This is a genomic window from Novosphingobium sp. KA1 (assembly GCF_017309955.1).
GTDB lineage: Bacteria > Pseudomonadota > Alphaproteobacteria > Sphingomonadales > Sphingomonadaceae > Novosphingobium.
The window spans coordinates 3,130,349-3,152,803 of the sequence record NZ_CP021247.1; the positions used below are offsets into that span (position 1 = coordinate 3,130,349).

The window sequence follows — 22,455 nt, forward strand, 5'->3', positions numbered from 1 at the left end:
ATGGCCGAGAACAGCGCAATCGAGTGGACCCACCACACCTTCAACCCGTGGATCGGCTGCACCAAGGTCGGACCCGGCTGCGACAATTGCTATGCTGCCGATCTCGCCACGGTGCGCCTCGGCGTGAAGTGGGGTGCTGGCGCTGAGCACTCCGGCCTCATCTCCCGAGAGAAGTACAATCACATCTGCGAGAACATCAGGGCTCGAGATGCTGTGCGGAGCGCCATGGCATGATGCAGCAGGACTATCGGGCCTTTCTCGAAGCGAAGGCGCCATTGGCTCAGCCGGCCGGGCTGCCGTGCGCTCTGGATGATGTCCCCACGCACCTGAAGACGGGCGAGAAGATTAGGCCGCACCAGCGCGCTATCATCCGCTGGGCGGTCGAGGGCGGGCGTCGCGCGCTTTTCGAGGCGTTCGGCCTGGGTAAGTCGATCCAGCAGCTGCTGATCCTCGACATCGTCCTCGACAAGCTCGAGGCCGCGCGGCGCGGGGCTGATGGCCCTGCCGTGCCGATCATGGGCCTTATCGTCGCCCCGCTCGGCGTGCGCCGCGAGTTCATCGCCGACGCCAAGAAGCTCGGCATTCCGTTGCACTTCGTGAAGTCTGACGCTGAGATCGACGAGATCGGGGACAGCTGCGGCCTTTACCTGACCAACTACGAGAGCGTGCGCGACGGCAAGATCGACGTATCCCGGTTCACGGCCGTCAGCCTGGATGAGGCAAGCGTGCTGCGCTCCTATGGCTCGAAGACCTTCCAAGAGTTCCTGCCGCTGTTCGAAGCGGTCCCGTACCGCTTCGTAGCGACGGCCACCCCAAGCCCGAACCGCTACAAGGAACTGATCCACTATGCCGGCTTCCTCGGCATCATGGATACCGGGCAGGCCCTGACCCGCTTCTTCCAGCGCAACAGTGAGAAAGCGAACGACCTCAACCTGTACCCGCATAAGGAAGACGAGTTCTGGCTGTGGGTGAACAGCTGGTCTGTTTTCCTGCAGCGCCCAAGCGACCTCGGTTTCAGCGATGACGGCTACGACCTGCCCGAGATGATCGTGCGGTGGCACGAGGTGAAGACGGACATCTCCGGCGGCGGGGAGACCGACAACTTCGGCCAAGCGGCGCTCTTCCGCGACAAGGCTGTCGGCGTTGTGGGCGCCAGCCGCGAGAAGCGGCGCACCCTCGATGCACGTATCGCCAAGGTTGGCGAGATCATGGCCGAGGATCCTGCAGACCATTACCTGCTGTGGCACGACCTCGAGGATGAGCGCCGCGCGCTGGAGAAGCTGGACGGCGTAGAGGCGGTCTATGGAGCGCAGGACCTCGATGATCGCGAGGAGATTGTGCGCCGGTTCGCCGACGGCGAGCTTTCGCGCCTTGCTGCAAAGCCTGTGATGCTGGGCAGCGGCGCGAACCTGCAGCGCCATTGCCACCGCGCCATCTTCGCGGGCGTTGGCTTCAAGTTCAACGACTTCATCCAGGCGATCCACCGCATCTACCGGTTCCTGCAATCGGGGCAGGTCGTGATCGACATCATCTATGCCGAAACCGAAGACGCGGTCCGACGTGAACTGCTCGCCAAGTGGCAGCGCGACGAAGAGATGAAGGCCCGCATGTCGGAGATCATCCGCAAGTATGGCCTCAACCACGCCGCTGCCGCAGACGCCATGAAAAGGAGCATCGGAGTGGAACGGACGGAAACCACCGGCGCCGGCTGGACGCTGGCGCATAACGACTGCGTCGAAGAGGCGCGGTTGCTCGAAGAGGGATCGCTGGACCTGATCGTCACGTCGATCCCATTCAGCAACCACTACGAGTATACGCCCAGCTACAACGACTTCGGCCACACTGACGACGATGCGCACTTTTTCGCGCAGATGGACTTCCTGACGCCGGAACTGCTGCGCGCACTTGCACCCGGCCGTCTCGCCTGCGTCCACGTGAAGGACCGGATCCTGTTCGGGAACGTGACCGGCGAGGGCGTGCCGACGGTGAACCCGTTCCACGCCGATTGCATCATGCATTACCGGCGGCACGGCTTCCAGTACATGGGCATGATCCACGTCAACACCGACGTGGTCCGGGAGAACAACCAGACCTATCGCCTGTCCTACAGCGAGATGCTGAAGGACGGCACGAAGATGGGCGTCGGCTCCCCGGAGTATGTCCTGCTGATGCGTAAACCGCAGAGCGACCGCAGCCGGGGCTATGCTGACCGTCCGGTGCGCAAGTCGGCGGAGGATTACAGCCTCGCCAAGTGGCAGATCGACGCGCATGCCTTCTGGCGATCGAGCGGCGAACGCCTGGCAATGCCGCCCGAGCTCGCGGAAGCTGCCGAGCACTTCGGCGAGATGGGCGTGGGACCGCTGGTCAAGGCGTTCATGCAGGGCACGCGCGGGATGATCTATGACTTCGACGCGCACGTTGCGATCGGGGAGCACATCGAGGCGCGCGAGAAGAACGACACCCGCGGTCACCTTCCGCGCACCTTCATGAGCCTGGCGCCCGGTGCGCACGATCCTGACACCTGGGACGATGTCGTGAGGATGCGCACGCTAAATGCCGAACAGGTGGCGAAGGGCCGGGAGAAGCACGTCTGCCCACTGCAGTTCGACATCGTCGACCGGCTGATCGATCGGTTCAGCATGGAAGGCGATCTCGTCTACGATCCCTTCTGCGGTCTGGGCACCGTACCCATGCGGGCGCTTCTGAAGGGCCGGCGCGGGGCGGGCAGCGAGCTCAACCCGGACTACTACGCCCACAGCATCCGATACCTGCAGGAGGCGGAAGCGCAGGCGGCCGTGCCTACGCTCTTCGGCTTGCTCGGCTTGGAGGATGTAGCATGAGCATGGAAGAACGCTTGGCGGACTGGACCCCGGCCGCCCTCATCGAGTTCATCGCCAAGGTGTCCGAGGACATGGCGCGGCAGGCGGGCGTCGGCGGCCGGGAGACGGCCGGGGCGATCATCTCCTATCTCGCCCTCAAGCCGGAGCACATCGAGCCGTTCCTGAACGGTGGCGTGAGCGAGCTTCCGAGCGAGTGGATTGATGGCGGCCGGCTGACCTGGCACGGAAACAATGGGCAGATCGTCCATCCCGATCAGGTGCGCGAGGCACGCGAGGCGCGGCGCGCGCGGGAGACGTCCGTGGGGAGGGCATTGGCATGACGATCGCTCGCTGGCCCGCCATGATGAAGCGCAAGACCGCGGCTGAATACTGCGACATGTCGGAGGCTGCCTTCGAGCGGGAGATCATCGCCGGGCGCCTGCCCGCCGGGATCACATTCGGAGGACGTGAGCATTGGAGCAAGGAGGCGCTTGATGCGGCGTTCGCCCGACTGTCCGGCGAAATCGTTCCGGACTACCGCCGGAAGCTGAGAGGGGAATATGGCAAAGCTGCCTAAGCTCGATCACGTCAAGTATGTGAAGGCCAAGGGCAAGCTCTACGCCTACTTCAACACCGGCAAGAGAACGGGCGATGACAAGCCTATCTATGCCAGGCTTCCGCATCCGAGTTCTGTTGGATTTTACGACAGTTATGCGTCGCTCTTGGGTGGTCGTACGAAGCGCCAAGCGACCGGTTACACGATCGCGGATCTCGTGCGCGAATATGAGGTGGCCATGGAGAAGCGGACCGACTTGGCAGACAGCAGCAAGGACCTGTACCGCAAGACCAACCGCCAGGTCGTGAAATTCCTCGGCGATTTTCCCGTCAACGATCTGCAGCGCGACGACGTGCAGTTTGTGTTGGACAATAAGCTATCTGGAACAGGTGCTTATAACATATTCCTCTCACTTGTTGGCATCCTCTACACTTGGGGAAGGCTCAACAAGAAGACAGCTCTCGAACCTACGAAGGACATGAAGAAGCGGAAAGGAGGCGAGCATGAGCCTTGGCCTGAGCCGATCCTGCACGCCGGCCTTAATGCCAAACACGACCGGACCCGGCTCGCGGTCCATTTGCTCTACTTCACAGGGCAGAGGATCAGCGACGTCGTGAAAATGCGGTGGTCGGACATCTGCGATGGTGAGGTCTTCGTGACCCAGAAGAAGACGAAGAAGGAAGTCTCCCCCCCGATCCACAGCGCGCTTGCAGCCGAACTGGCACGCACGCCGAAGCGCGGCATGACGATCCTGGCGAATGACCTTGGTGGGCCGGTCTCCACCGATGTGATTCGTGACGAACTTAAGGCTTTCACCAAGGGTCAGGGGCAAGAGTGCGTGCCACATGGCTTGCGCAAGAATGCCGTCATCGCGCTTCTGGAGGCAGGCTGCACGATCGCTGAGGTGTCGGCAATCACTGGGCAGACCTTCCAGATCGTGGAGAAATATGCGGCTCGAGTGAACCGTCGGCGCCTCGGGCAAGCGGCCATTCTCAAGCTAGAGAACAGTACGAGTACAGGAAAACGGGTTGGAAAACCTTTTGGGGAAGTGTTGTAAAACAAGGAGTTAAGTTAATGTCCAGTTTACCCCGGATTAACCCCTTGCTCATTATACTGGGGAAATGGCCTATGAACCTGGAGCTCTGGAAGCGACAATCGCGGCGGCGGCGGGCGGAGATCCCGAACTTTTCGCGGAATTGCGCGCCTCCTATGCCGAGAGCGTGGCGCGGCAGATCGATCTGCTCGCCCGGGCGCGGTGCGACGGCAACTGGCATGTCGCGGCGATGCGGCTGAAGGGGCTGGCCGCCAGTTTCCATTCCAATGCCTTGCTGGAGCTTGCCGAACAGGCTCTGGATGCGGCTCCCGGCGAGCCGGTCGTGATCCGGCAGTTGCGGACTTATCTGGAAGAGTTTTCCGCCGGCTGATCGTCGGCGCGCTTGGCACCCACGTCCCCTGTGCTTACATGGGGGCGCTTGAACGTTGTCGGGTTGCTGGAGGTTTTTCAAGCTGCGTATCGCCTTGCTCGCCATCACGGAGCCTGCACTTGCCGGGCAACCGCGCCCGCGCGCGTTCCTGCGTGTCGGCGGCGCGACGCTTGCGCAGCATCAGCTTGGCCTGGCGCTTGCGCTCGATTGCCAGCGGGTGATCTGCGTTGCACGCGGTACTTCGCCCGAACTGATCGCGCTTCAGCATGCGGCGGAGAACGCCGGGCTCCAGTTCTACATATCCACCGGTTCGCGCTCGCTTTCGGGTCTGGTGACCGCGCAGGACGAGCTTGTTGTCGTCAGCGAGGGGCTGTTTGTCGATCCGGCCAGCGTGGTTCCCTGTTTCGACGGCACTACGCCTGCGGTTCTGGTGCAGCCTGTGGAAGGTGCGCTTGCCGAAGGGTTTGAGCGGATCGACCTCAACCGCGCGGGTGCCGGCATCATGCAGATCCCGGGCAGGCTGGTGGAAAATCTGCACGAATTGCCCTCCGACTGCGATGTGCCCTCGGGCTTGATGCGGATTGCCCTGCAATCGGGCGTGGCGATGCGCGAAATTCCCGCGCCCGCCAGGACCGCGGCGAATTGGCGCATGGTTCACGACGATACCGAAGCGCATGGTGTCGAGATCGAATGGCTGAGGGCGCGCTTCTCGCAAGTGCAGGGCGGAGGAACCGGCGCGGCCATCGCACGGCACGGGGTGCTGACGTTCGGTTCCTCGTTGCTTCATGCCGGCAACGCGAGCAATGTGCTGAGCGCTGCCGTTCTGGTCGCATTGTCGATTTCCGGCGGGCTCGCGTGGTTCGGGGCCAGTCTCTTCGGGTTCCTGCTGGTAGCGCTGGCGGGGGTGCTGGTGGAAAGCAGCCGGTTGCTGCGCGCGGCGGAACGCCAGTCCCTTGGACAAATGCCGCCGGCCATTCCGCGTGCCGATGCCTTGGGGTGGCTTGTCGACGTGGCCTTGGGCGGCCTCATGCTGGCGAGCGTGCCGCGGCTGTTCGGGGAAACCCTGTTGTCGTGGCTGTTTCCACCGGTGATGCTGATCCTGCTTATGACCCTGGTTCCTCGTGTGGTGGCGGGTGGTCCGGTGCGGCTTGCGGGAGATCGTGTGCTGATCGCGCTGGTACTGGCGTTTGCCGCTGCTTTCGGGCAGGTTGAACCGGTTGTTGAAATCATGGCGGTTGCCCTGGTCATTGTCGGAATGGCGCTGCCGCTGCGTCGGCAAGGATAACCGGAGCTTAACCAGGGGCAAGGTAGACGGGACGGATGTTAGACAATGCTGTCCATCCCGCCGGCGTCGAAGACGCCGAGGCCGTGATGCGAGCCGAGCTCGCACGCGGGGATGCCTTGGCGGGCAATGTTCAGCCGGTCCTGCGCCATCTGCTGTCGGCGCACGATGCCCCCTTGTTCAGCGATGAGGTGCTGGCGCGGGTGCGCGGCATGTTTGCCGATCTCGCACGCAATCTTCTGACGGCCGCGGATGAGGCGTCGCCGGGCGCGGGCGTCCGGGATCCTGGCGTGACAGAGCATGAACTGCTGGTGCGGGCCCTGATGGACAGGCGGGAGCTGCTTTTGCACGTTCACGCCCTGGCCATCGAGTGGCTCCTGACTGATCGGCTGCAGGCACGCGCGGCGCTGGACCCGGTGGTGTCGCCGCTTGTCCAGTCCCTTGTCTCGGGCGATGACGAGGCTGCGCAAGCCTTGGCGATGACATGGCTGGCAGCGCAGGCGCGGTGGAGCCAGGCGCAGCGGCGCATGGGCTTGCCGTTTACCGAACTTCCCGGCGAACTCCTGCATGGTGCCCGCCTTGCCTTGCGCTCGGTGCTGGCGGGAAGTGCGCAGCGCGCTAACGCGGCGGAGGCCGCCATCCGCGCGCGTTATGACGAGGGAAGCAGCCGCCTTGGCCTTGGAGCAAGGCTGATCATGGGCCTTGGCCGGGATGCCGGCGTGGCCCTGGCGCTCGACAGGGCTGGACTCGGGCTGTTTCTGACAGCGCTTTCGTTGGCTTCGGGGCAGCCGCGCGACGTGCTCGCGCTTTCCACGCATGAGCCGCAGATCGCCCGTTTCGTGCTGGCCTTGCGGGCGGCAGGCCTGACCGCGGATGACGTCTCGCGTCAGATGCTGACACTTCAGCCCGGCATCGTTCTGCCCGGCGGATTAGCACAGATCGGCTCCGATCTGGCCGGCGCCATCCTGGCGACGGGGCGATACGGCGGCTGATGTTGGCACCGGGAAGCATCTTGGCACGAGCCGAATGCGACGCGCAGGATGTCCTGATGCGCGTGGACGAGCCGCTGGCCGGGCTGCAGCAGCGTTGCGGCGGCGATATTCCCGGCGTCATCGCCATACCCGAATTGCTCGAACTTGTGCGCAAGGCCCGCAGCTACGGTTTCCGTCTGGCCCGTGCGATCGCCGCGCAGGACGGTGTCGAGGCGGTGACCGCCTGGGTCGAGGTCGAGCCGCAGGAAAACGGCCAGTGCGAGATCCTTGTTCGTCACTGGCAGGCGATCCCGCTGGTCACCGAAGATGCTTCGGTGGCAGACCTGCGGCGCATGGCCATCGACCGGCATCTGGCTGAATTGACGGCAAGGCTCGACAGTGCCCAGCGTGTTCTGGCAGTCGATTGTGAAAGCGCCGAACTGTCTGCCGCCGCGCAGGCGATGGCGGCAGGACTGGGGCGCCCATGGACGGAGTTTCTCCCTCCTGAAAGTGTCACCCACAAGCAGCCGCTGCATTGGCGCCTGCTGGATGGCACCCGTGTCGTCGTTGCCGGGTCGGAGCGTCCCTGGCGAGTGAGCCTGGTGCCGCAGTTGCAACCAGGGTTCGAGCCGGGCGGTTTCGAATTGCTGCTGGTTTCCGATGTTCCGGCATCCGAAGCCGTCGGCGCCGTCCCGGTGGCGGAGCATTTTTCCCGCCGCAGCCTGGTCGGGCAGGATCTGGCGCCGGTCCTGCGTCAGCCGATCGCCCGGATCATCGCCAATGCGGAGACGATCCGCACGCGCCTCGCCGGGCCCTTGCCCGACGCTTATGCGGAATATGCAGGCGAGATCGCCGGGGCCGGCAAGTTGCTGCTCGGGCTGCTGGAAGACCTTGCCGATCTTGAAGCCGTCGAGGCGGATAGTTTCTCGACGGCGCCGGACCGGATCGACTTGTCCGAGGTCGCGCGGCAGGCTGCCGGGATCCTCAACGTGCGGGCGCAGGAAAAGGGCATTTGTGTCGAGGCGCCGCACCCCGCGGAAGAGCTGCCCACGATTGCCGAGTTCCGTCGGGTCTTGCAGATCCTCCTGAACCTGATCGGCAACGCCATCCGCTACTCTCCCGAGCGTTCGCAGATCTGGATCCGCCTGGCATCCGAAGGCGGCCGCGCCCGGGTGACGGTGGCGGACCAGGGGCCGGGGCTGGCGGCTGAAGACCAGAGCCGCGTCTTTGAGAAGTTTGAACGGCTTGGCCGTAACGGCGACGGTGGATCGGGGCTGGGCCTGTATATTTCACAGCGACTGGCACGGGCGATGGGCGGTGATCTCTCGGTCGAGAGTGCGCCAGGGCAGGGGGCCCGCTTTACCCTGGAGTTGCCGCTGGACCGTCCGGCCGGCTGAGTACTTGCTGGTCGGCGCCGCTACGGGCGGCAGGTGCCCGCCGGGCCAGTTGAAATTCTTGAACGAACCCGAAAAGGATGGGCTGTCACAGTCCGTTCCTGCTGCGCCCGTCGGCGCGATAGGCCAGCCAGACCAGGATCAGGCCCACGCTGACCATGACGGCGCCGCGAATGGCCCATCCGCGATCGTCGAGCATGAAGCTGTTGGCCGGCCAGAGCAGCAGCCCGGTGCCCTGGCATACCCACAGCAAACCGCATGCCACGGCCAGCGCGCCGAAAGCGTAAGCAAGGATCTTGAGAAACAGCATAGTCGCGACTCGCAGTGGTTCGACGGTGCTTTGCGACAATGTTGCGGCAAATTTGTGGCCACTGCAAATCGGAGTGGTTGATGCGCAACGAAAAAGGCCCCCGCTTGCGCGAGGGCCTTGATCGGGTACCGGGATTGCTCGCGGTATCGTGCGATCAGCGCTGGGCGATCGGCACGTAGTCGCGCTGCGTCGGGCCGGTGTAGAGCTGACGCGGACGGCCGATCTTCTGGCCTGGATCCGAGATCATTTCGTTCCACTGCGCGACCCAGCCCACGGTGCGGGCAAGGGCGAAGAGCGCGGTGAACATCGTGGTCGGGAAGCCGATGGCCGAGAGGATGATGCCCGAGTAGAAGTCGACGTTCGGGAACAGCTTCTTTTCTGCGAAGTACGGATCGCTGAGGGCGATTTCTTCGAGGCGAAGGGCGGTTTCGAACAGCGGATCGGTGACCTTGAGCGCTTCGAACACTTCGCGGACGGTCTTCTGCATGACCGTGGCGCGCGGGTCGTAGTTCTTGTAGACGCGGTGACCGAAGCCCATCAGGCGGAACGGATCGTTCTTGTCCTTGGCGCGGTCGATGTAGTGCTGGATGCGGTCGGGAGTGCCGATTTCCTTCAGCATGTTGAGCGCGGCTTCGTTCGCGCCGCCGTGGGCAGGGCCCCAGAGGCAGGCGATACCGGCAGCGATGCAGGCAAAGGGATTGGCGCCCGACGAACCGGCGAGGCGCACGGTCGAGGTCGAGGCGTTCTGCTCGTGGTCGGCGTGGAGGATGAAGATGCGGTCCATCGCCTTTTCGACGGCGGGGATCACTTCATATTCTTCCGCCGGCACGCCGAAGGTCATGCGCAGGAAGTTGCCGGTGTAGCTCAGCTTGTTGTCGGGATAGACGAAGGGCTGGCCGACCGAGTACTTGTAAGCGGCAGCGGCGATCGTCGGCATCTTGGCGATGAGACGGTGCGAGCTGATCTTGCGGTGCTCGGGATCCGAAATGTCGGTCGAGTCGTGGTAGAACGCCGAAAGGGCGCCGACCACGCCGCACATGATCGCCATCGGGTGGGCGTCACGGCGGAAACCGCGGTAGAAGTTCGCCAGCTGCTCGTGGAGCATGGTGTGGCGGGTGATGGTGTTCTTGAAAGTCGCCAGTTCGTCTGCGTTCGGCAGTTCGCCGTTGAGCAGCAGGTAGCTGGTTTCCATGAACGACGAATTCTCGGCCAGCTGGCCGATCGGATAGCCGCGGTGCAGAAGGACGCCCTCGTCACCGTCGATATAGGTGAGCGCGCTCTCGCAGCTGGCCGTCGACGTGAAGCCGGGGTCGTACGTGAACTTGCCCGTCTGGGCGTAGAGCTTCCGGATATCGATTACGTCCGGACCGACGCTGCCCTTGAGCACGGGATAATCGAATTCCGTGCCACCAGCATTCAGTTTGACCTGATCACCCACCAGTTATTACTCCTTATATGTGCGACCCGGTCGTGGCGTCTGCCTGCTCGCCAATGCGAGCAAGGCTTTCGTCCCGGCCGAGCAGTACCAGTACGTCGAAAATGCCCGGAGAGGTCGTCTGACCCGTCAGGGCAGCGCGCAGCGGCTGCGCGAGTTTGCCGAGGCCTAATCCCAGCTCCTCGGCCATTGCCTTCAGGCAGGCTTCCAATGCCTCGAGGTTCCAATCGGAAACCCCGGAAAGACGCCCGTGAATGTCGGCAAGACGCGAGCGCGCCTCGTCGGTCAGGAGCGCCTGCGCCTTCTCGCTGAATGCGAGGGGGCGCTTGGCGAACAGGAAGGCCGCGCCTTCTGCAAGTTCGTTGAGGTCCTTGGCCCGGACCTTCAGCACGGGCATGGCCTGCGCGAGCAGGGCCATGTCGGGATTTTCGTAACCGGCCCTGGCGAGGCGCGGTGCGACCAGATCGGCAAGGCGGGTGTCGTCCGCCTCGCGCAGGTAATGGCCGTTGAGATTCTGCAGCTTGGCAAAGTCGAAGCGCGAGGGCGACTTGCCCACGTCCGCCATGTCGAACCATTCCACGGCCTGGTCGCGGCCGATGAATTCTTCATCGCCGTGACCCCAGCCGAGGCGCAGCAGGTAATTGAAGAGGGCTTCGGGCAGCACGCCCATCTCGTCGCGGTAGGCATCGACGCCCAGCGCGCCGTGGCGCTTGGAAAGCTTGGCGCCGTCCGAACCATGGATCAGCGGCACGTGGCCATAGACGGGCACGTCCCAGTCCATGCCGTGAATGATGACCAGCTGGCGGAACGCGTTGTTGAGATGATCGTCGCCGCGCAGGACATGGGTGACGCCCATATCGTTGTCGTCGACCACGACCGCGAGCATGTAGGTGGGCGTGCCGTCCGAACGCAGGATGACGAAGTCGTCGATTTCCTCGTTCTTGACGGTGACTTCGCCCTGCACGAGGTCGGCGATCGTGGTCTCGCCTTCGCGCGGTGCCTTGATACGCACGACGTAGGACTTGTCGGCCGGCCAGGTCGACGGATCGGCATCGCGCCATTCGCTGTCGATTCGGAACGGGCGACGTTCTTCCTGTGCTTTCTGGCGACGCTCTGCCAGTTCTTCTGGCGTCAGGTAGCAACGATAGGCGTGGCCGCGCGCCATGAGTTCGGCCGCGACTTCGGCATGACGGTCCGAGCGGGCGAACTGGAACACGGCGGGCTCATCGCCTTCAAGGCCGAGCCAGGTCAGTCCGTCGAAAATGGCCTCGATTGCGGGCTCCGTCGAGCGGGCGCGGTCGGTGTCCTCGATGCGGAGCAGATATTTGCCACCGTGGTGACGGGCGTAAAGCCAGTTGAAAAGCGCGGTACGGGCCCCGCCGATATGCAGGAAACCCGTGGGCGAGGGGGCAAAACGAGTGACGACGGCTTTCTTTTCCGTCTGTCCGCTCGATGCACTGCCGCTTGCCATTGTTATTACCTTCCGTCCTAATGTCGGCCATGGCCAGCCAAGCCGCCACGACCGATGATCCCGAGCTTCCGACGTGCGTCGGAGGCGCTGCATTGCAGCATCGCCCATGGATCAGCCAGAGCCACATGTCGAGCAGATTGGACGAAGTCGAGTGTTTTCTTTCGAACTGCGGTTTCGATAGAGGGCCATGGTTAGTTGCAGCTTTCGGAACCGGAATCCTGTGCTGGTTTACCTTGCCGGGGCCGGCGTACTGGATCGCATTCAGCGCCATTTGTGTCGTCATTGGAGCAGGGGGCGCGGCGTGGCGGGAGGGAAGGTCCCGTTATCCGTTCCTGCGCCGTGCCGCCTGGTCGCTGGCGGTGCTGATTCTTGCGGGTTTTCTGGTGATCTGGGGGAAGTCCGCGCTGGTCGGCACGGCCGCGATTTCGCGTCCGATTTCGGGCAGTCTGGTGGGGCGGGTGCTGTCGGTGGAGGAGCAACCGGCATTCTCGCGTGACAGGCTGGTGCTGGCAATGCGGGAACCGGGCACCGGGCGTGCGATCAAGGTCAGGGTCAACGTTTCGACACGCTTTGCACGCAACTCACAGGGGCTCTTGATTGCGCCGGGCGCATTGATCCGATTCCATGGCAGGCTGATTGCGCCTGCACCGCCGATGTTTCCGGGAGGCTACGATTTCGCCCGGGCGGCGTGGTTCTCCGGCCTGTCCGCGACGGGAAGCGTCACCGCGCCGATCGTGGTGCTTGCGCCGGGCGCGAGCGAGAGTGGAGATCGGTTGGCACGATGGCGTTCCGAACTTGCCGGCCATGTCCGGTCACGGCTCGCTCCCGCGGAAGCCGGAATCGCGGTTGCGCTTGTGACTGGCGATATGGGCAGCATCGGCGAAAGCGATGCCCAGGCGATGCGCGATTCCGGGCTGGCGCATCTGCTTTCGATCAGTGGCCTGCATGTCAGCGCCGTGATCGGGGCGGTATATGTCGTCATCCTGCGGCTCCTGGCGCTTTTCCCCGCCGTTGCGCTGCGGGTCCGGCTACCTGTAGCGGCTGCGGCCGTCGGGGCGCTCGCCGGAATAGGCTACACGGTGCTTACAGGTTCTCAGGTACCCACGGTCCGCTCCTGTGCAGGGGCCCTGCTGGTACTGACTGCGCTGGCGCTGGGGCGAGAGGCCCTGTCGGTCCGCCTGCTTGCGGCAGCTGCGTTCGCGGTGATGCTGTTCTGGCCGGAGAGCATTGTCGGGCCGAGCTTCCAGATGAGTTTTGCGGCAGTTCTTGCCCTGATCGTTGTTGGCAATGCGGGGCCGATTCAGCGAATGCTGAGTCCGCGCGACGATGCTTGGCCGATGAAGCTGGCGCGCGCGCTGACGCTGATGCTGGTGACGGGCGTGGCGATCGAATGTGTCCTGATGCCGATCGGGCTTTATCACTTCCACCGCGCCGGGGTGTACGGCGCACTTGCCAATCTGGTAGCCATACCGCTTACGACATTTGTCATCATGCCGCTGGTTGCATTCAGCCTGCTGCTCGACCTTGCGGGTGTCGGTGAGCCGGTCTGGTGGCTGTCCGGGGAGGCGATCTCGATGCTCCTTGCGCTTGCCAGGAACGTCGCGCATTTCCCGGGTGCGGTCAGCGCCATGCCCAGGATGGGCGGCGGCCATTTCCTCCTTTTTGTCATCGGCGGGCTGTGGTTCGCGCTGTGGAGCCACCGGGTCCGTTTCTGGGGTGTTGTTCCCGCTGTCCTGGGGCTAGGCGGGCTGCTGATGGTGCAACCGCCGGACATCATGGTTTCCGGCGATGGCCGCCATGTCGCTCTGGTGGTCGACAACGGCTCGAAGTTGGCCGTGCTGCGCGACGGTGTGGGGGACTATGCAAGAGACAGTCTCGTCGAGACTGCGGGGCTCCGGTCGGGAACGGTGGCCTTGCAGGATTGGTCGGGCGCGCGTTGCAACGCTGAGTTTTGCCTGGTGACGGTCGAGAAAACCGGACGGATCTGGCGGATCCTGCTTTCGCGCAACCGTGCGCATGTGCCTCTGGCTTCACTCGCTCGGGCCTGTGCTGCCAGCGACATCGTCATCGCCGATCGTTACCTGCCACCAGCGTGCAGCCCGAGATGGCTGAAATTCGATCGACAGGCGCTTGCGCGGACCGGCGGTGTAACGGTTGACCTTGGGAATGCGACTTTTCAGAGCGTTGCTCAGGAACAGGGCCAGCACGGTTGGTGGCGTACGGCACAAGGCGGCTGAAAAACGGCGGGTTCATGTCGCCCGGATACCGTTTTGCGCCGCCTATGCCTGGCGATTTGCGCCTGTTCCATACGTGGTTGGCGAAGGGAAAAACCATGCATCTTCGTGCAGCAAGCGCAGTGGCTGGGGCAGCCGAAGTCCGGGGTTCCGGCAGGCGGCTACCTCTCGTCAGTGATACTGGCGAAGAATGCCGGTCAGCTTGCCTTGCACCTGAACTTCATCGGCGCCGTAGATCTGTGGTTCGTACGCGGCATTCGCCGGATCGAGGCGAACCTTGCCGCCCTCGCGGCGCAAGTACTTGAGCGTCGCTTCCTCGCCGCGCACGAGCGCCACTACGATCTCGCCGTCACGGGCGATGTCGGTGCGCTTCACCAAGGCGAGATCGCCATCGAGAATGCCGGCTTCGATCATCGAGTCGCCGGATACTTCAAGAGCGTAGTGTTCTCCCGCTCCAAGCAGGGCGGCCGGCACAGGCAATGTAGACTGGCCTTCGAGTGCCTCGATCGGAACGCCCGCGGCAATGCGCCCGTGGAGCGGAATTTCGATCACGTCGTTTGCCGGAGCGCTGCTTGCCGCGACAGGCGCGGATTGCGGCACTTCGAGAGCCTTTGGCGTGGCAATCGGTTTGCTGGTGATGTCTTCGGGCTGGCGGAGCACTTCCAGAGCGCGCGCGCGGTTCGGCAGGCGCCGGATGAAGCCGCGTTCCTCGAGCGCGGAAATCAGGCGGTGCACCCCGGACTTCGACTTGAGGTCCAGCGCGTCCTTCATCTCTTCGAAGCTGGGCGAGACGCCGCTGTCCTCAAGCCTGAGCTGGATGAACCGGAGCAATTCGTGCTGCTTGCGCGTCAACATGTGGCCTGCCTCGCCTGATGGGCCGCGCGATGCGGCCTTGTTCCTCTCGCGTAGAACACTTCGAGTTCTGTTCGCGAACAATGCGAGAACAACTAAGCAACGAAATGTGCATCGTCAAGCGATACCGCCATTCTGGAGCAAGTAGACCCGTACCGGATCTCCGGCTTCGGCGGCTGGCATGCCTGCCGGTCGATCGATGAGCACATTGCTGGCCGCCAGGGCGCCCAGTGCGCCGCTATCCTGGAGCACATGAGAGGTGACCGTCGCGCCGTCCCAGAGCCCCCGCAGGAATACCCGGCGATCCGAACTGGCGGGAAGCGGTGCGGCAAGGCGTGCCTCGAATGACAGCGGGAGCGGGCTGCGCGCGCCCAGCATCGCGCGTAATACCGGCAGCAGGAAATGATAGGCGGTGACCAGACTGGACACGGGATTGCCGGGCAGGCCGAGCACGATCTGTTGGCGCGCGCTTGCAGTCTTGACGGCAACCAGCAGCGGCTTGCCCGGCTTGATGGCCACGCGCCAGAAGTCGATCCGGGCGCCCCACGCTTCGAGGGCGGGACGGATCAGGTCATGATCGCCGACGGATGCCCCGCCGCTGGTGATGACAAGGTCCACGTTTTTGGCGGATTCGAAGGCGGCAAGCAGGGCGTCGAGATGGTCGGCGACCGGTCCGATCCGCGTGATTTCCACCGGAAGGGTCCGTGCGAGGGCCGCGAGCATCACGCCATTGCTGGCGGGGACCTGATGTGTTTCGCAGGTTTCCGGATCGGGCGCGAGTTCGTCGCCGCTGTCGATCACCGCGATGCGCGGCATGCGGCAGACGGGGAGGTGCTTGTGACCGGCGGCAATTGCCAGGGCCGCCTGCGCGGGGCCAATCCGGATGCCCGCCGGCAGGATTTCGCGGCCCTCCGGAAAGTCCATGCCTCGGCAGCGGATGTGCTTGCCGGCAGGAGAGGGGCCGTCGCCGGTCAGCGTGATATGATGATCATCGCGGGCAAGGTCTTCCTGTACGATCACCGCATCGGCGCCTGCAGGAAGGAGTGCGCCGGTGGAAATGCGCACGGCCTGCCCCGGGGCGACCGTCTCGGCATAAGGATGGCCGGCTGCGCTTTCGCCGATGACGTGCCACGGACCGGCCAGATCGCTGGAGGCGACGGCATAACCGTCCATGGCCGAGACATCGGCGGCAGGTTGGGTGCGCCGCGCGAACAGCGGCTCGGCGAGATAGCGCCCGAGTGCGCCTTCCATGTCGACCCGCTCGATCGACAGCGGGGTGACCAGTTTCAGCAGCCTTTCCTGTGCCTGCTCGAGCGTCAGCATTCGACCTGGGGTCATCAGGCAAGGTCCTCCGCGATCCAGTGGCCGGACTTTCCGCCCCGCTTCTCGATCAGGCGGATCTCGCCAACGACCATGCCCTTGTCGAGCGCCTTGGCCATGTCATAGATTGTCAGGAGTGCCATTGATGTTGCTGTAATTGCTTCCATTTCGACTCCGGTCTTGCCGGTGAGTGAAGCGGTCGCCGTGGCCCGGATGGCGTTGTCCTCGAAGTTGAAATCGACATTGACGGCATCGAGCATCAGCGGGTGGCACATCGGGATCAGGTCGGATGTCTTCTTGCCTGCCATGATCCCGGCGATACGGGCGGTGCCCAGTACGTCACCCTTTGGGGCATTGCCGGCGCGGATCGCCTCCAGCGCCGTGGCTGTCATGGTGATACGGCCCGAGGCGACCGCGAGGCGCTGGGTTTCGGCCTTGGCGCCGACGTCCACCATGCGGGCGGTGCCGTCCGAATCGATGTGGGTGAGGTTCTTGGTCATTTCGGGCGGTTCGTCCGGGCTACAAGGTGACAGGTCGGTTGACACGGTTGACACGGTTCTGAAGTGAAAGCGCGCTGGCTGCCGAACGGGCGGATTTGCGCGCTTTCAACGAAGAACAGGCGATCGGTCATGACACCGCGATGGCAGAATTCGGCGTGGTAGGACAGGTGCTCCGGGGCAATTTTCGCAAGATCGGTCAGGATGGCCGGGGTCATTGCGGGCAATGTGGTGACCATGACGCAAACCTCGAAAAGACCTGAGCATTCCAGGCGCCGCTATCTCGAGCGGATGGCGCGCGTGGTGGAGCGGATCGAGGCCGAGCCGGATGCCGCGGCCGACCTCGAAACGATCGCAGCTTGGGCGGGGTTCTCGCCGTTTCACTTCCATCGCCAGTTCCGGGCCCTGTGCGGGATGCCGCTTCAGCGTTTCGTGCAGCTTTCCCGGTTGCACCGGGCCGCGATGCAACTTGCATTCCGCCCCGGCACCCGGGTGATCGACGCGGCGCTGGATGCCGGATACGAGGCGCCCGAGGCATTTGCGCGGGCGTTCCGCGCGCGGCTTGGCCAGACACCATCGGCATTTCGATCGGCGCCGGACTGGTCGGCGTGGGAGGCGGTGAGTGCGTCACTTCAGGCAGCAAGGAGCAAGGCCATGAATGACGTCATGACGACAGCAGTCGAGATCCGTGAATTTGCCGCCGTGCGTGTGGCGGTGATGGAGCATCGCGGCGATCCTGCGGGCATCGGGGATAGCATCCGCCGCTTTATCGACTGGCGCAGGGAATTTGGTTTTTCGCCGGGTAAAAGCCGTACTTTCAATGTCTTTCCGACGGATCCTCGCACCGCAGTCGAAGGCGGTCACCGCGTATGGCTCTGTGCCTCCGTGCCGTCATGGTTTGTGGGCGACGACCGGGTTCGGGTGGAGGAGATCCCCGGTGGTCGGTGCGCGGTCCTGGCCGTTACCGGCCCGGCGATGGATCTGGAGGAACCGGCGACGCTGCTCTACCGGGACTGGTTGCCGGCCAGCGGCGAAACCCTTCGCGATTTCCCGCTCTTCTGCGAACGGGGGCGCCTCTATCCGCAAGTGTCCGCGGCAGAGGCGCTTACCGAATTGATCTTGCCGCTGGCCTGAGGATCAGGCGCCGGTCAGCAAGGCGCGGGTTGCCGCCTCGACATCTGCTTCCCGCATCAGGCTTTCGCCGACGAGGAAGGTCCGTGCGCCGCAACCTGAGAGTCTTTCGAGGTCGGCGTGGGTGTTGATGCCGCTTTCGGCGACGAGCAGCGTGCCTTCGGGGGCCAGCGGGGCAAGCCGCTCGGTGGTGCCGATATCGGTGACGAAGCGCTTGAGGTCGCGGTTGTTCACGCCGATCAACCTTGATTTCAAGCGACTTGCGCGCTCCATTTCGGATTCGTTGTGAACTTCGACAAGGCAATCCATGCCGCGTTCGTGGGCAGCGGCTTCGATCTCGGCCATCAGCACGTCATCGAGAGCGGCAACAATGATGAGGATCGCGTCGGCACCGATCGAGCGGGCCTCGGCCACCTGCCAGGGATCGACCATGAAGTCCTTGCGGATCACTGGCAGCGAGCACGCCGCGCGGGCGTCCATCAGGAAGTCCTCATGACCCTGGAAGTAGGGCGCGTCGGTCAGCACCGAAAGGCAGGCGGCGCCGCCGCGCTCATAGGCCAGGGCATGTTCGGCCGGACGGAAATCAGGCCGAATCAGTCCTTTGGACGGCGAAGCTTTCTTGATTTCGGCGATCAGTGCGAAGCCGGTCGTGGCCTTTGCGCGCAAGGCCGTCTCGAACCCGCGCGGGGCGGTCTGATAGGCGGCATGCGCGTCGAGGTCGGCCATTGTGGCGACGGCCTTGCGCTCGGCAACTTCCTCGCGCTTGGTGTCGCAGATCTCGGTAAGCTTGTCGGACATCGTATCCCTCTCGCGCGGCTCAGGCCTTGAGCGCGGAAATCCAGCAGTTGAGCAGGGCGTTGGCGAGGCCCTTGTCGATGGCTTCGGCCGCTTCCTCGACGCCGTCGCGCCAGGTCTCGACCTCGCCCGCCACGATCAGCGCGCCAGCGGCGTTGAGCAGCACGGCGTCTCGGTAAGGACCGTGCTCGCCCATGAGCAGGCGTCGCAGGGCATCGGCGTTGTAGGCGGCATCGCCGCCGCGGATCGCGCCGACCGGCGAGACCGGGAGGCCGACGTCGCCGGGCGAGACGCGGCGCATCGACAGTTCGCCGTGCCGGATTTCAGCCACTTCGTTGCCGCCGGCAAGGCTCAGTTCGTCGAGCCCCTCGTCGCCGGAGATGACCAGCGAGTGCTCGCTGCCGAGGTGCATCAGCGCTTCGGCATAGATCGGAACGTAAGCCGGGCGCGCGATGCCGACGAGCTGGCGGCGCACGTTGGCGGGGTTCGCCAGCGGCCCCATCAGGTTAAAGATGGTGCGGCGGCCGATCGCCTTGCGGATCGGCATGATGCGGCCCATCGAGGGGTGATGGCGCGCGGCAAAGAGGAAGCAGATGCCAAGGTCGGCCAGCGTTTCTTCCGCTGTCTCGGCCGCGCGGTCGAGATTGAGGCCGAGCGCCTCCAGCGTATCGGCCGCGCCCGCCTTGGAGCTGGCGGCACGGTTGCCGTGCTTGGCGACCGGCACGCCGCAGGCCGCGACCACCAGCGATACTGCGGTGGAGACGTTGAGCGTGTGATGGCCGTCGCCGCCGGTTCCGCAGACGTCGATGGCGTTGGCGGGCGCCTGGATCGGGATCATGCGCGCCCGCATGGCACGGGCGGCGCCGGTGATCTCGCTGGCGGTCTCGCCGCGTTCGGTGAGGGCCAGCAGGAAGTGCACGATGGCATCGTCGCCCACGCGGCCGTCGAGGATGGCGCCAAAAGCCTGTTCGGCCTCGGCTTCCTCGATGGGGTGGAGGGGATCGGGCAGGATCATCGTGGTCATGCCGCCGCCAGGCCGGTGTCGAGGCGTGCCGGGAGCTTCGGTTCGATGCCGCAGATCCGCAGGAAGTTCGCCAGCATCGCATGGCCGTGCTGGGTGGCGATGCTTTCCGGGTGGAACTGCACGCCGTGGATCGGCAGCTCGGCATGGCGGAAGCCCATGACGTGGCCATCGTCCGATCGGGCATTGACCACCAGGGCCTCGGGAATGTCCTCGACGATCAGCGAGTGATAGCGCGTGGCCGTGAAGGGCGAGGGCAGGCCCGCGAACAGGCCCGTGCCGTCATGGGTTACGGGGCTGGTCTTGCCGTGCATCAGCCCGCCGCGCACTACCTTGCCGCCGAAATACTGGCCGATCGACTGGTGGCCGAGGCATACGCCGAGCAGCGGTTTCCCGGCATCGGCCGCCGCGCCCACGAGATCGAGGCTGATGCCCGCCTCGTTGGGGGTGCAGGGGCCGGGTGAGATCAGGAAACCCTGCGCGCCGCTGGAGATCGCCTGCCCGGCGGAGAGCGCATCGTTGCGCACCACTTCGACTTCGGTGCCCAGTTCCATCACGTAATGGACCAGGTTCCAGGTGAAGCTGTCATAATTGTCGATGACGAGGATCATGGCCTGTCCTTTCCGTTAGAGCCCTTCGCGCTTTTCTCGACGACGATCAAGGGGCCGAGCGGCGGTCCGCCGTCCACGCGCCCATGTTCGGGGTCCCATAGCGAGGACACGCTGCCGTCGAGAAACAGCGCGTTGGGGCAATCGAGCTTGTCGCGGAAGAGCCGCGCCAGCTTGCCGAACGAGACCGGCTCGTCCGAAATGATGAAATGGGCGCGGCCCTGCCGGTCGACACCGACGCCGTTGCGCAGCTTGAGCGACTGGCCGTCCGCGTCGATCTTCGGATGCAGTTTGCCGTCCACCACCAGCATCGGGCCCGACTGGGTGCCGAAGTCGGGCCGGTTGTCGACATGGGCGGCGAAGTCCTCGCTCGTGCGGATCTGCCAGTGGCCCGCTGCATCGCCGAAGAACACGCCGTTGGGCAGGAGGTGGAAGTTCCCCCAGCCCTCGTTGGTGTTGATCGCATGGATGCGCTGGCCCTCGATCACGGCATAACCGATGGGCTTGCCGTCCGCGTCGAACATCCCGCCGTTCATCGCGAAGGCGACGGCGTGGCTGCCCGAGGGACGGTTCACCGCAAGCTGCGAGAGGCTGCGATAGGGGGCGCCGTCCTTCGGACCCAGCACGAGGTGGATCGTGTGGCGACCGGGCGTGGCGGTGCAGTGCGTGAAACTCGCGCCTTCGAACGAAGCGCCTTCACAGGGCGGCGGAGGCGGGGCTTCCGCTTTCCGCTGATCCTGCTGGGCGCCCGACGAACAGGCGGCGAGAGTGAACGCAGCCGCCAGGGCTGCGTGCCTCACTGGCCGAAGCCCGGTTCTCCGGCGACGCGGATCGCTTCGCGGGCGGCGGCGAACAGGGCGCCGGACTTGGCCTCGCACTCGTGGTGCTCGTAGTCGGGATCGCTGTCAGCGACGATGCCGGCCCCGGCCTGGACGTGGAGCACGCCGTCCTTCAGCACCCCGGTGCGCAGGACGATGCACGAATCGACCGAGCCGTCGGGACCGAAATAGCCGACGCCGCCCGCATAGGCACCGCGGGTTTCGGGTTCGAGGCTGGCGATGATCTCGCAGGCCCGGACCTTGGGGGCGCCCGAGACGGTGCCTGCCGGGAAGCCCGCGAAGACCGCGTCGATGGCGTCGTGCTTGTTCGTGTCGAGCCTGCCGATCACGTTCGAGACGATGTGCATCACGTGGCTGTAACGCTCGATCGTGTAGCTGTCGGTCACTTCCACGGAGCCGGCAGCGGAGACGCGGCCGACGTCGTTGCGGCCGAGGTCGAGCAGCATGAGGTGTTCGGCGCGCTCCTTGGGATCGGCCAGCAGGCTGATCTCGTTGGCCTTGTCCTCCGCCACCGTCTTGCCGCGCGGACGCGTGCCCGCGATCGGTCGGATGGTGACTTCGCCCTCGCGCACGCGGACCAGGATTTCCGGGCTCGAACCGATCAGCGCGAAGCCGGGCAGGTCGAGGAAATAGAGGAACGGCGAGGGATTCACGCGGCGCAGCGAGCGATAGAGGGCGACCGGCGGCAGCGGGAATTCGCAAGTGAAGCGCTGGGCCAGCACGATCTGGAAGATGTCGCCCGCCTCGATGTAGTCCTTCGCGCGGGTGACCATCGCCTTGTAGTCGTCCGCGGCCATGACCGGCGTACGCACCGGCTCCGGCAGGTCGGCGATGGCGGGCGAGGCGGGGACCGGCGCGGCGAGCTTGCGCAGCGCTTCGTCGATCCGCTCGGCGGCGGCTTCGACAAGGCTCTCGGGCGTGCCGTTTTCCGGCCAGAGCGGGGCAACGCAGAACAGTTCGTCGCTCAGCCGGTCGAACACGAGGATCAGCGAGGGGCGGACAAACAGCATGTCGGGCAGTTCGAGCGCGCTTTGCGGGGCGCGCGGCAGCTTCTCGACAAGGCCGATCGTCTCGTAGCCGAAATAGCCGACGAGGCAGGCGAGGGCCTTGGGGAGCTCCGCCGGCACATCGAAGCGGCAGGCCTCGACCAGACCGCGCAGTTCGACCAGGGTATCGCCCGGCAGCGGCGCGAAGGCCTCGCGGTCGTGCTGCCACTTGCGGTTGATCGCGCAGGCATGGCCCTCGGCGCGGAACACGAGGTCCGGGTCGAGGCCCAGCAGGCTGTAGCGGCCGCGCACGGCGCCGCCTTCCACCGATTCGAGCAGGAAGTCGCCGCGCCCTTCGGTGAAGAGCTTCAGGGCGGCGGCAACGGGCGTTTCGGTATCGGCGACGAGGCTGCGCCACAGCAGCGCGGGCTTACCCTCGCGCAGCCGTGCCAGTGCCTCTTCGCGATCCGATTCGCGCTTCATATCGGTGGGTGTCCTTCTTTTTCGGGT

At 64.8% G+C, this 22,455-nt stretch carries 23 protein-coding genes; 11 read left to right on the forward strand and 12 right to left on the reverse strand.

Annotated features, from left to right (window positions below; genetic code table 11):
• From CA833_RS15060 to CA833_RS15100, 9 genes are all read left to right on the forward strand, one after another.
• Entirely contained in the window at positions 1 to 234 is a 234-nt protein-coding gene (locus tag CA833_RS15060) for a DUF5131 family protein (protein ID WP_207078508.1), read from the forward strand.
• On the forward strand, positions 231 to 2,840 hold the full coding sequence (locus CA833_RS15065; protein WP_207078509.1) for a DNA methyltransferase: 2,610 nt from the start codon (positions 231 to 233) through the stop codon (positions 2,838 to 2,840). Before CA833_RS15060 ends, CA833_RS15065 begins: the two co-directional genes overlap by 4 nt.
• Positions 2,837 to 3,160 carry a hypothetical protein gene (locus tag CA833_RS15070; protein ID WP_207078510.1) on the forward strand — a complete coding sequence of 108 codons (324 nt, stop codon included), beginning with the start codon at positions 2,837 to 2,839 and terminating at the stop codon, positions 3,158 to 3,160. The genes CA833_RS15065 and CA833_RS15070 overlap by 4 nt, the downstream gene beginning before the upstream one ends.
• Positions 3,157 to 3,396: a hypothetical protein gene (locus CA833_RS15075; protein ID WP_207078511.1), complete on the forward strand. Its 240-nt coding sequence runs from the start codon at positions 3,157 to 3,159 to the stop codon at positions 3,394 to 3,396. Before CA833_RS15070 ends, CA833_RS15075 begins: the two co-directional genes overlap by 4 nt.
• Positions 3,380 to 4,432, forward strand: coding sequence for a site-specific integrase (locus tag CA833_RS15080; protein WP_207078512.1), 1,053 nt, complete (start codon positions 3,380 to 3,382; stop codon positions 4,430 to 4,432). Before CA833_RS15075 ends, CA833_RS15080 begins: the two co-directional genes overlap by 17 nt.
• Before the next feature lie 64 nt (positions 4,433 to 4,496).
• Complete coding sequence (locus tag CA833_RS15085) at positions 4,497 to 4,799, forward strand: Hpt domain-containing protein (RefSeq protein ID WP_207078513.1); 303 nt, start codon at positions 4,497 to 4,499, stop codon at positions 4,797 to 4,799.
• A 94-nt stretch (positions 4,800 to 4,893) separates the two neighbouring features.
• Positions 4,894 to 6,084: a hypothetical protein gene (locus CA833_RS15090; protein WP_207078514.1), complete on the forward strand. Its 1,191-nt coding sequence runs from the start codon at positions 4,894 to 4,896 to the stop codon at positions 6,082 to 6,084.
• 116 nt (positions 6,085 to 6,200) lie between these two features.
• Positions 6,201 to 7,073, forward strand: a complete 873-nt coding sequence (locus CA833_RS15095) for a hypothetical protein (protein ID WP_242526126.1) — start codon at positions 6,201 to 6,203, stop codon at positions 7,071 to 7,073.
• On the forward strand, positions 7,073 to 8,449 hold the full coding sequence (locus tag CA833_RS15100) for a sensor histidine kinase KdpD (protein WP_207078516.1): 1,377 nt from the start codon (positions 7,073 to 7,075) through the stop codon (positions 8,447 to 8,449). Before CA833_RS15095 ends, CA833_RS15100 begins: the two co-directional genes overlap by 1 nt.
• 85 nt (positions 8,450 to 8,534) lie before the next feature.
• Here the strand turns inward: CA833_RS15100 and CA833_RS15105 are convergent, their stop codons facing one another.
• The 3 genes from CA833_RS15105 to gltX form a co-directional block, all read right to left on the reverse strand.
• Positions 8,535 to 8,756, reverse strand: a complete 222-nt coding sequence (locus tag CA833_RS15105) for a hypothetical protein (protein WP_142633968.1) — start codon at positions 8,754 to 8,756, stop codon at positions 8,535 to 8,537.
• Between the two features lie 154 nt (positions 8,757 to 8,910).
• Positions 8,911 to 10,194, reverse strand: coding sequence for a citrate synthase (locus tag CA833_RS15110; RefSeq protein ID WP_207078517.1), 1,284 nt, complete (start codon positions 10,192 to 10,194; stop codon positions 8,911 to 8,913).
• A gap of 13 nt (positions 10,195 to 10,207) precedes the next feature.
• Complete coding sequence (gene gltX, locus CA833_RS15115; RefSeq protein ID WP_207078518.1) at positions 10,208 to 11,662, reverse strand: glutamate--tRNA ligase; 1,455 nt, start codon at positions 11,660 to 11,662, stop codon at positions 10,208 to 10,210.
• A 29-nt stretch (positions 11,663 to 11,691) separates the two neighbouring features.
• Between gltX and CA833_RS15120 the strand changes: the two genes are divergently transcribed.
• Positions 11,692 to 13,899: a ComEC/Rec2 family competence protein gene (locus tag CA833_RS15120; protein WP_207078519.1), complete on the forward strand. Its 2,208-nt coding sequence runs from the start codon at positions 11,692 to 11,694 to the stop codon at positions 13,897 to 13,899.
• A 168-nt stretch (positions 13,900 to 14,067) separates the two neighbouring features.
• Here CA833_RS15120 and lexA read toward each other — a convergent pair whose 3' ends face one another.
• The 4 genes from lexA to CA833_RS15140 form a co-directional block, all read right to left on the reverse strand.
• Positions 14,068 to 14,751, reverse strand: a complete 684-nt coding sequence (gene lexA, locus CA833_RS15125) for a transcriptional repressor LexA (RefSeq protein ID WP_207078520.1) — start codon at positions 14,749 to 14,751, stop codon at positions 14,068 to 14,070.
• A 114-nt stretch (positions 14,752 to 14,865) separates the two neighbouring features.
• A complete protein-coding gene (locus CA833_RS15130) occupies positions 14,866 to 16,086 on the reverse strand; it encodes a molybdopterin molybdotransferase MoeA (RefSeq protein ID WP_207078521.1) in 1,221 nt (406 codons plus the stop codon).
• A complete protein-coding gene (gene moaC, locus CA833_RS15135) occupies positions 16,086 to 16,568 on the reverse strand; it encodes a cyclic pyranopterin monophosphate synthase MoaC (protein WP_207078522.1) in 483 nt (160 codons plus the stop codon). The genes CA833_RS15130 and moaC overlap by 1 nt, the downstream gene beginning before the upstream one ends.
• Positions 16,565 to 16,783: a hypothetical protein gene (locus tag CA833_RS15140; RefSeq protein ID WP_207078523.1), complete on the reverse strand. Its 219-nt coding sequence runs from the start codon at positions 16,781 to 16,783 to the stop codon at positions 16,565 to 16,567. Before CA833_RS15140 ends, moaC begins: the two co-directional genes overlap by 4 nt.
• On the opposite strand from CA833_RS15140, the gene CA833_RS15145 reads away from it, so the two are divergent.
• Positions 16,770 to 17,699 (forward strand): GyrI-like domain-containing protein, encoded by a 930-nt coding sequence (locus CA833_RS15145; protein ID WP_242526127.1) that lies wholly within the window; start codon positions 16,770 to 16,772, stop codon positions 17,697 to 17,699. The two genes, CA833_RS15140 and CA833_RS15145, sit on opposite strands and share 14 nt — an antisense overlap.
• A 3-nt stretch (positions 17,700 to 17,702) precedes the next feature.
• On the opposite strand, the gene trpC is transcribed toward CA833_RS15145, so the two are convergent.
• From trpC to CA833_RS15170, 5 genes are read right to left on the reverse strand one after another with little or no spacing between them, the layout of a single operon-like run.
• A complete protein-coding gene (gene trpC, locus CA833_RS15150; protein ID WP_207078524.1) occupies positions 17,703 to 18,494 on the reverse strand; it encodes an indole-3-glycerol phosphate synthase TrpC in 792 nt (263 codons plus the stop codon).
• 19 nt (positions 18,495 to 18,513) lie between these two features.
• Positions 18,514 to 19,506: an anthranilate phosphoribosyltransferase gene (gene trpD, locus CA833_RS15155; protein ID WP_207080119.1), complete on the reverse strand. Its 993-nt coding sequence runs from the start codon at positions 19,504 to 19,506 to the stop codon at positions 18,514 to 18,516.
• A gap of 5 nt (positions 19,507 to 19,511) precedes the next feature.
• Positions 19,512 to 20,123 carry an aminodeoxychorismate/anthranilate synthase component II gene (locus CA833_RS15160; protein WP_207078525.1) on the reverse strand — a complete coding sequence of 204 codons (612 nt, stop codon included), beginning with the start codon at positions 20,121 to 20,123 and terminating at the stop codon, positions 19,512 to 19,514.
• On the reverse strand, positions 20,120 to 20,920 hold the full coding sequence (locus CA833_RS15165; RefSeq protein ID WP_142633950.1) for a phosphodiester glycosidase family protein: 801 nt from the start codon (positions 20,918 to 20,920) through the stop codon (positions 20,120 to 20,122). Before CA833_RS15165 ends, CA833_RS15160 begins: the two co-directional genes overlap by 4 nt.
• Positions 20,917 to 22,428 carry an anthranilate synthase component I family protein gene (locus CA833_RS15170; protein ID WP_207078526.1) on the reverse strand — a complete coding sequence of 504 codons (1,512 nt, stop codon included), beginning with the start codon at positions 22,426 to 22,428 and terminating at the stop codon, positions 20,917 to 20,919. Before CA833_RS15170 ends, CA833_RS15165 begins: the two co-directional genes overlap by 4 nt.
• Between the last annotated feature and the right edge of the window lie 27 nt (positions 22,429 to 22,455).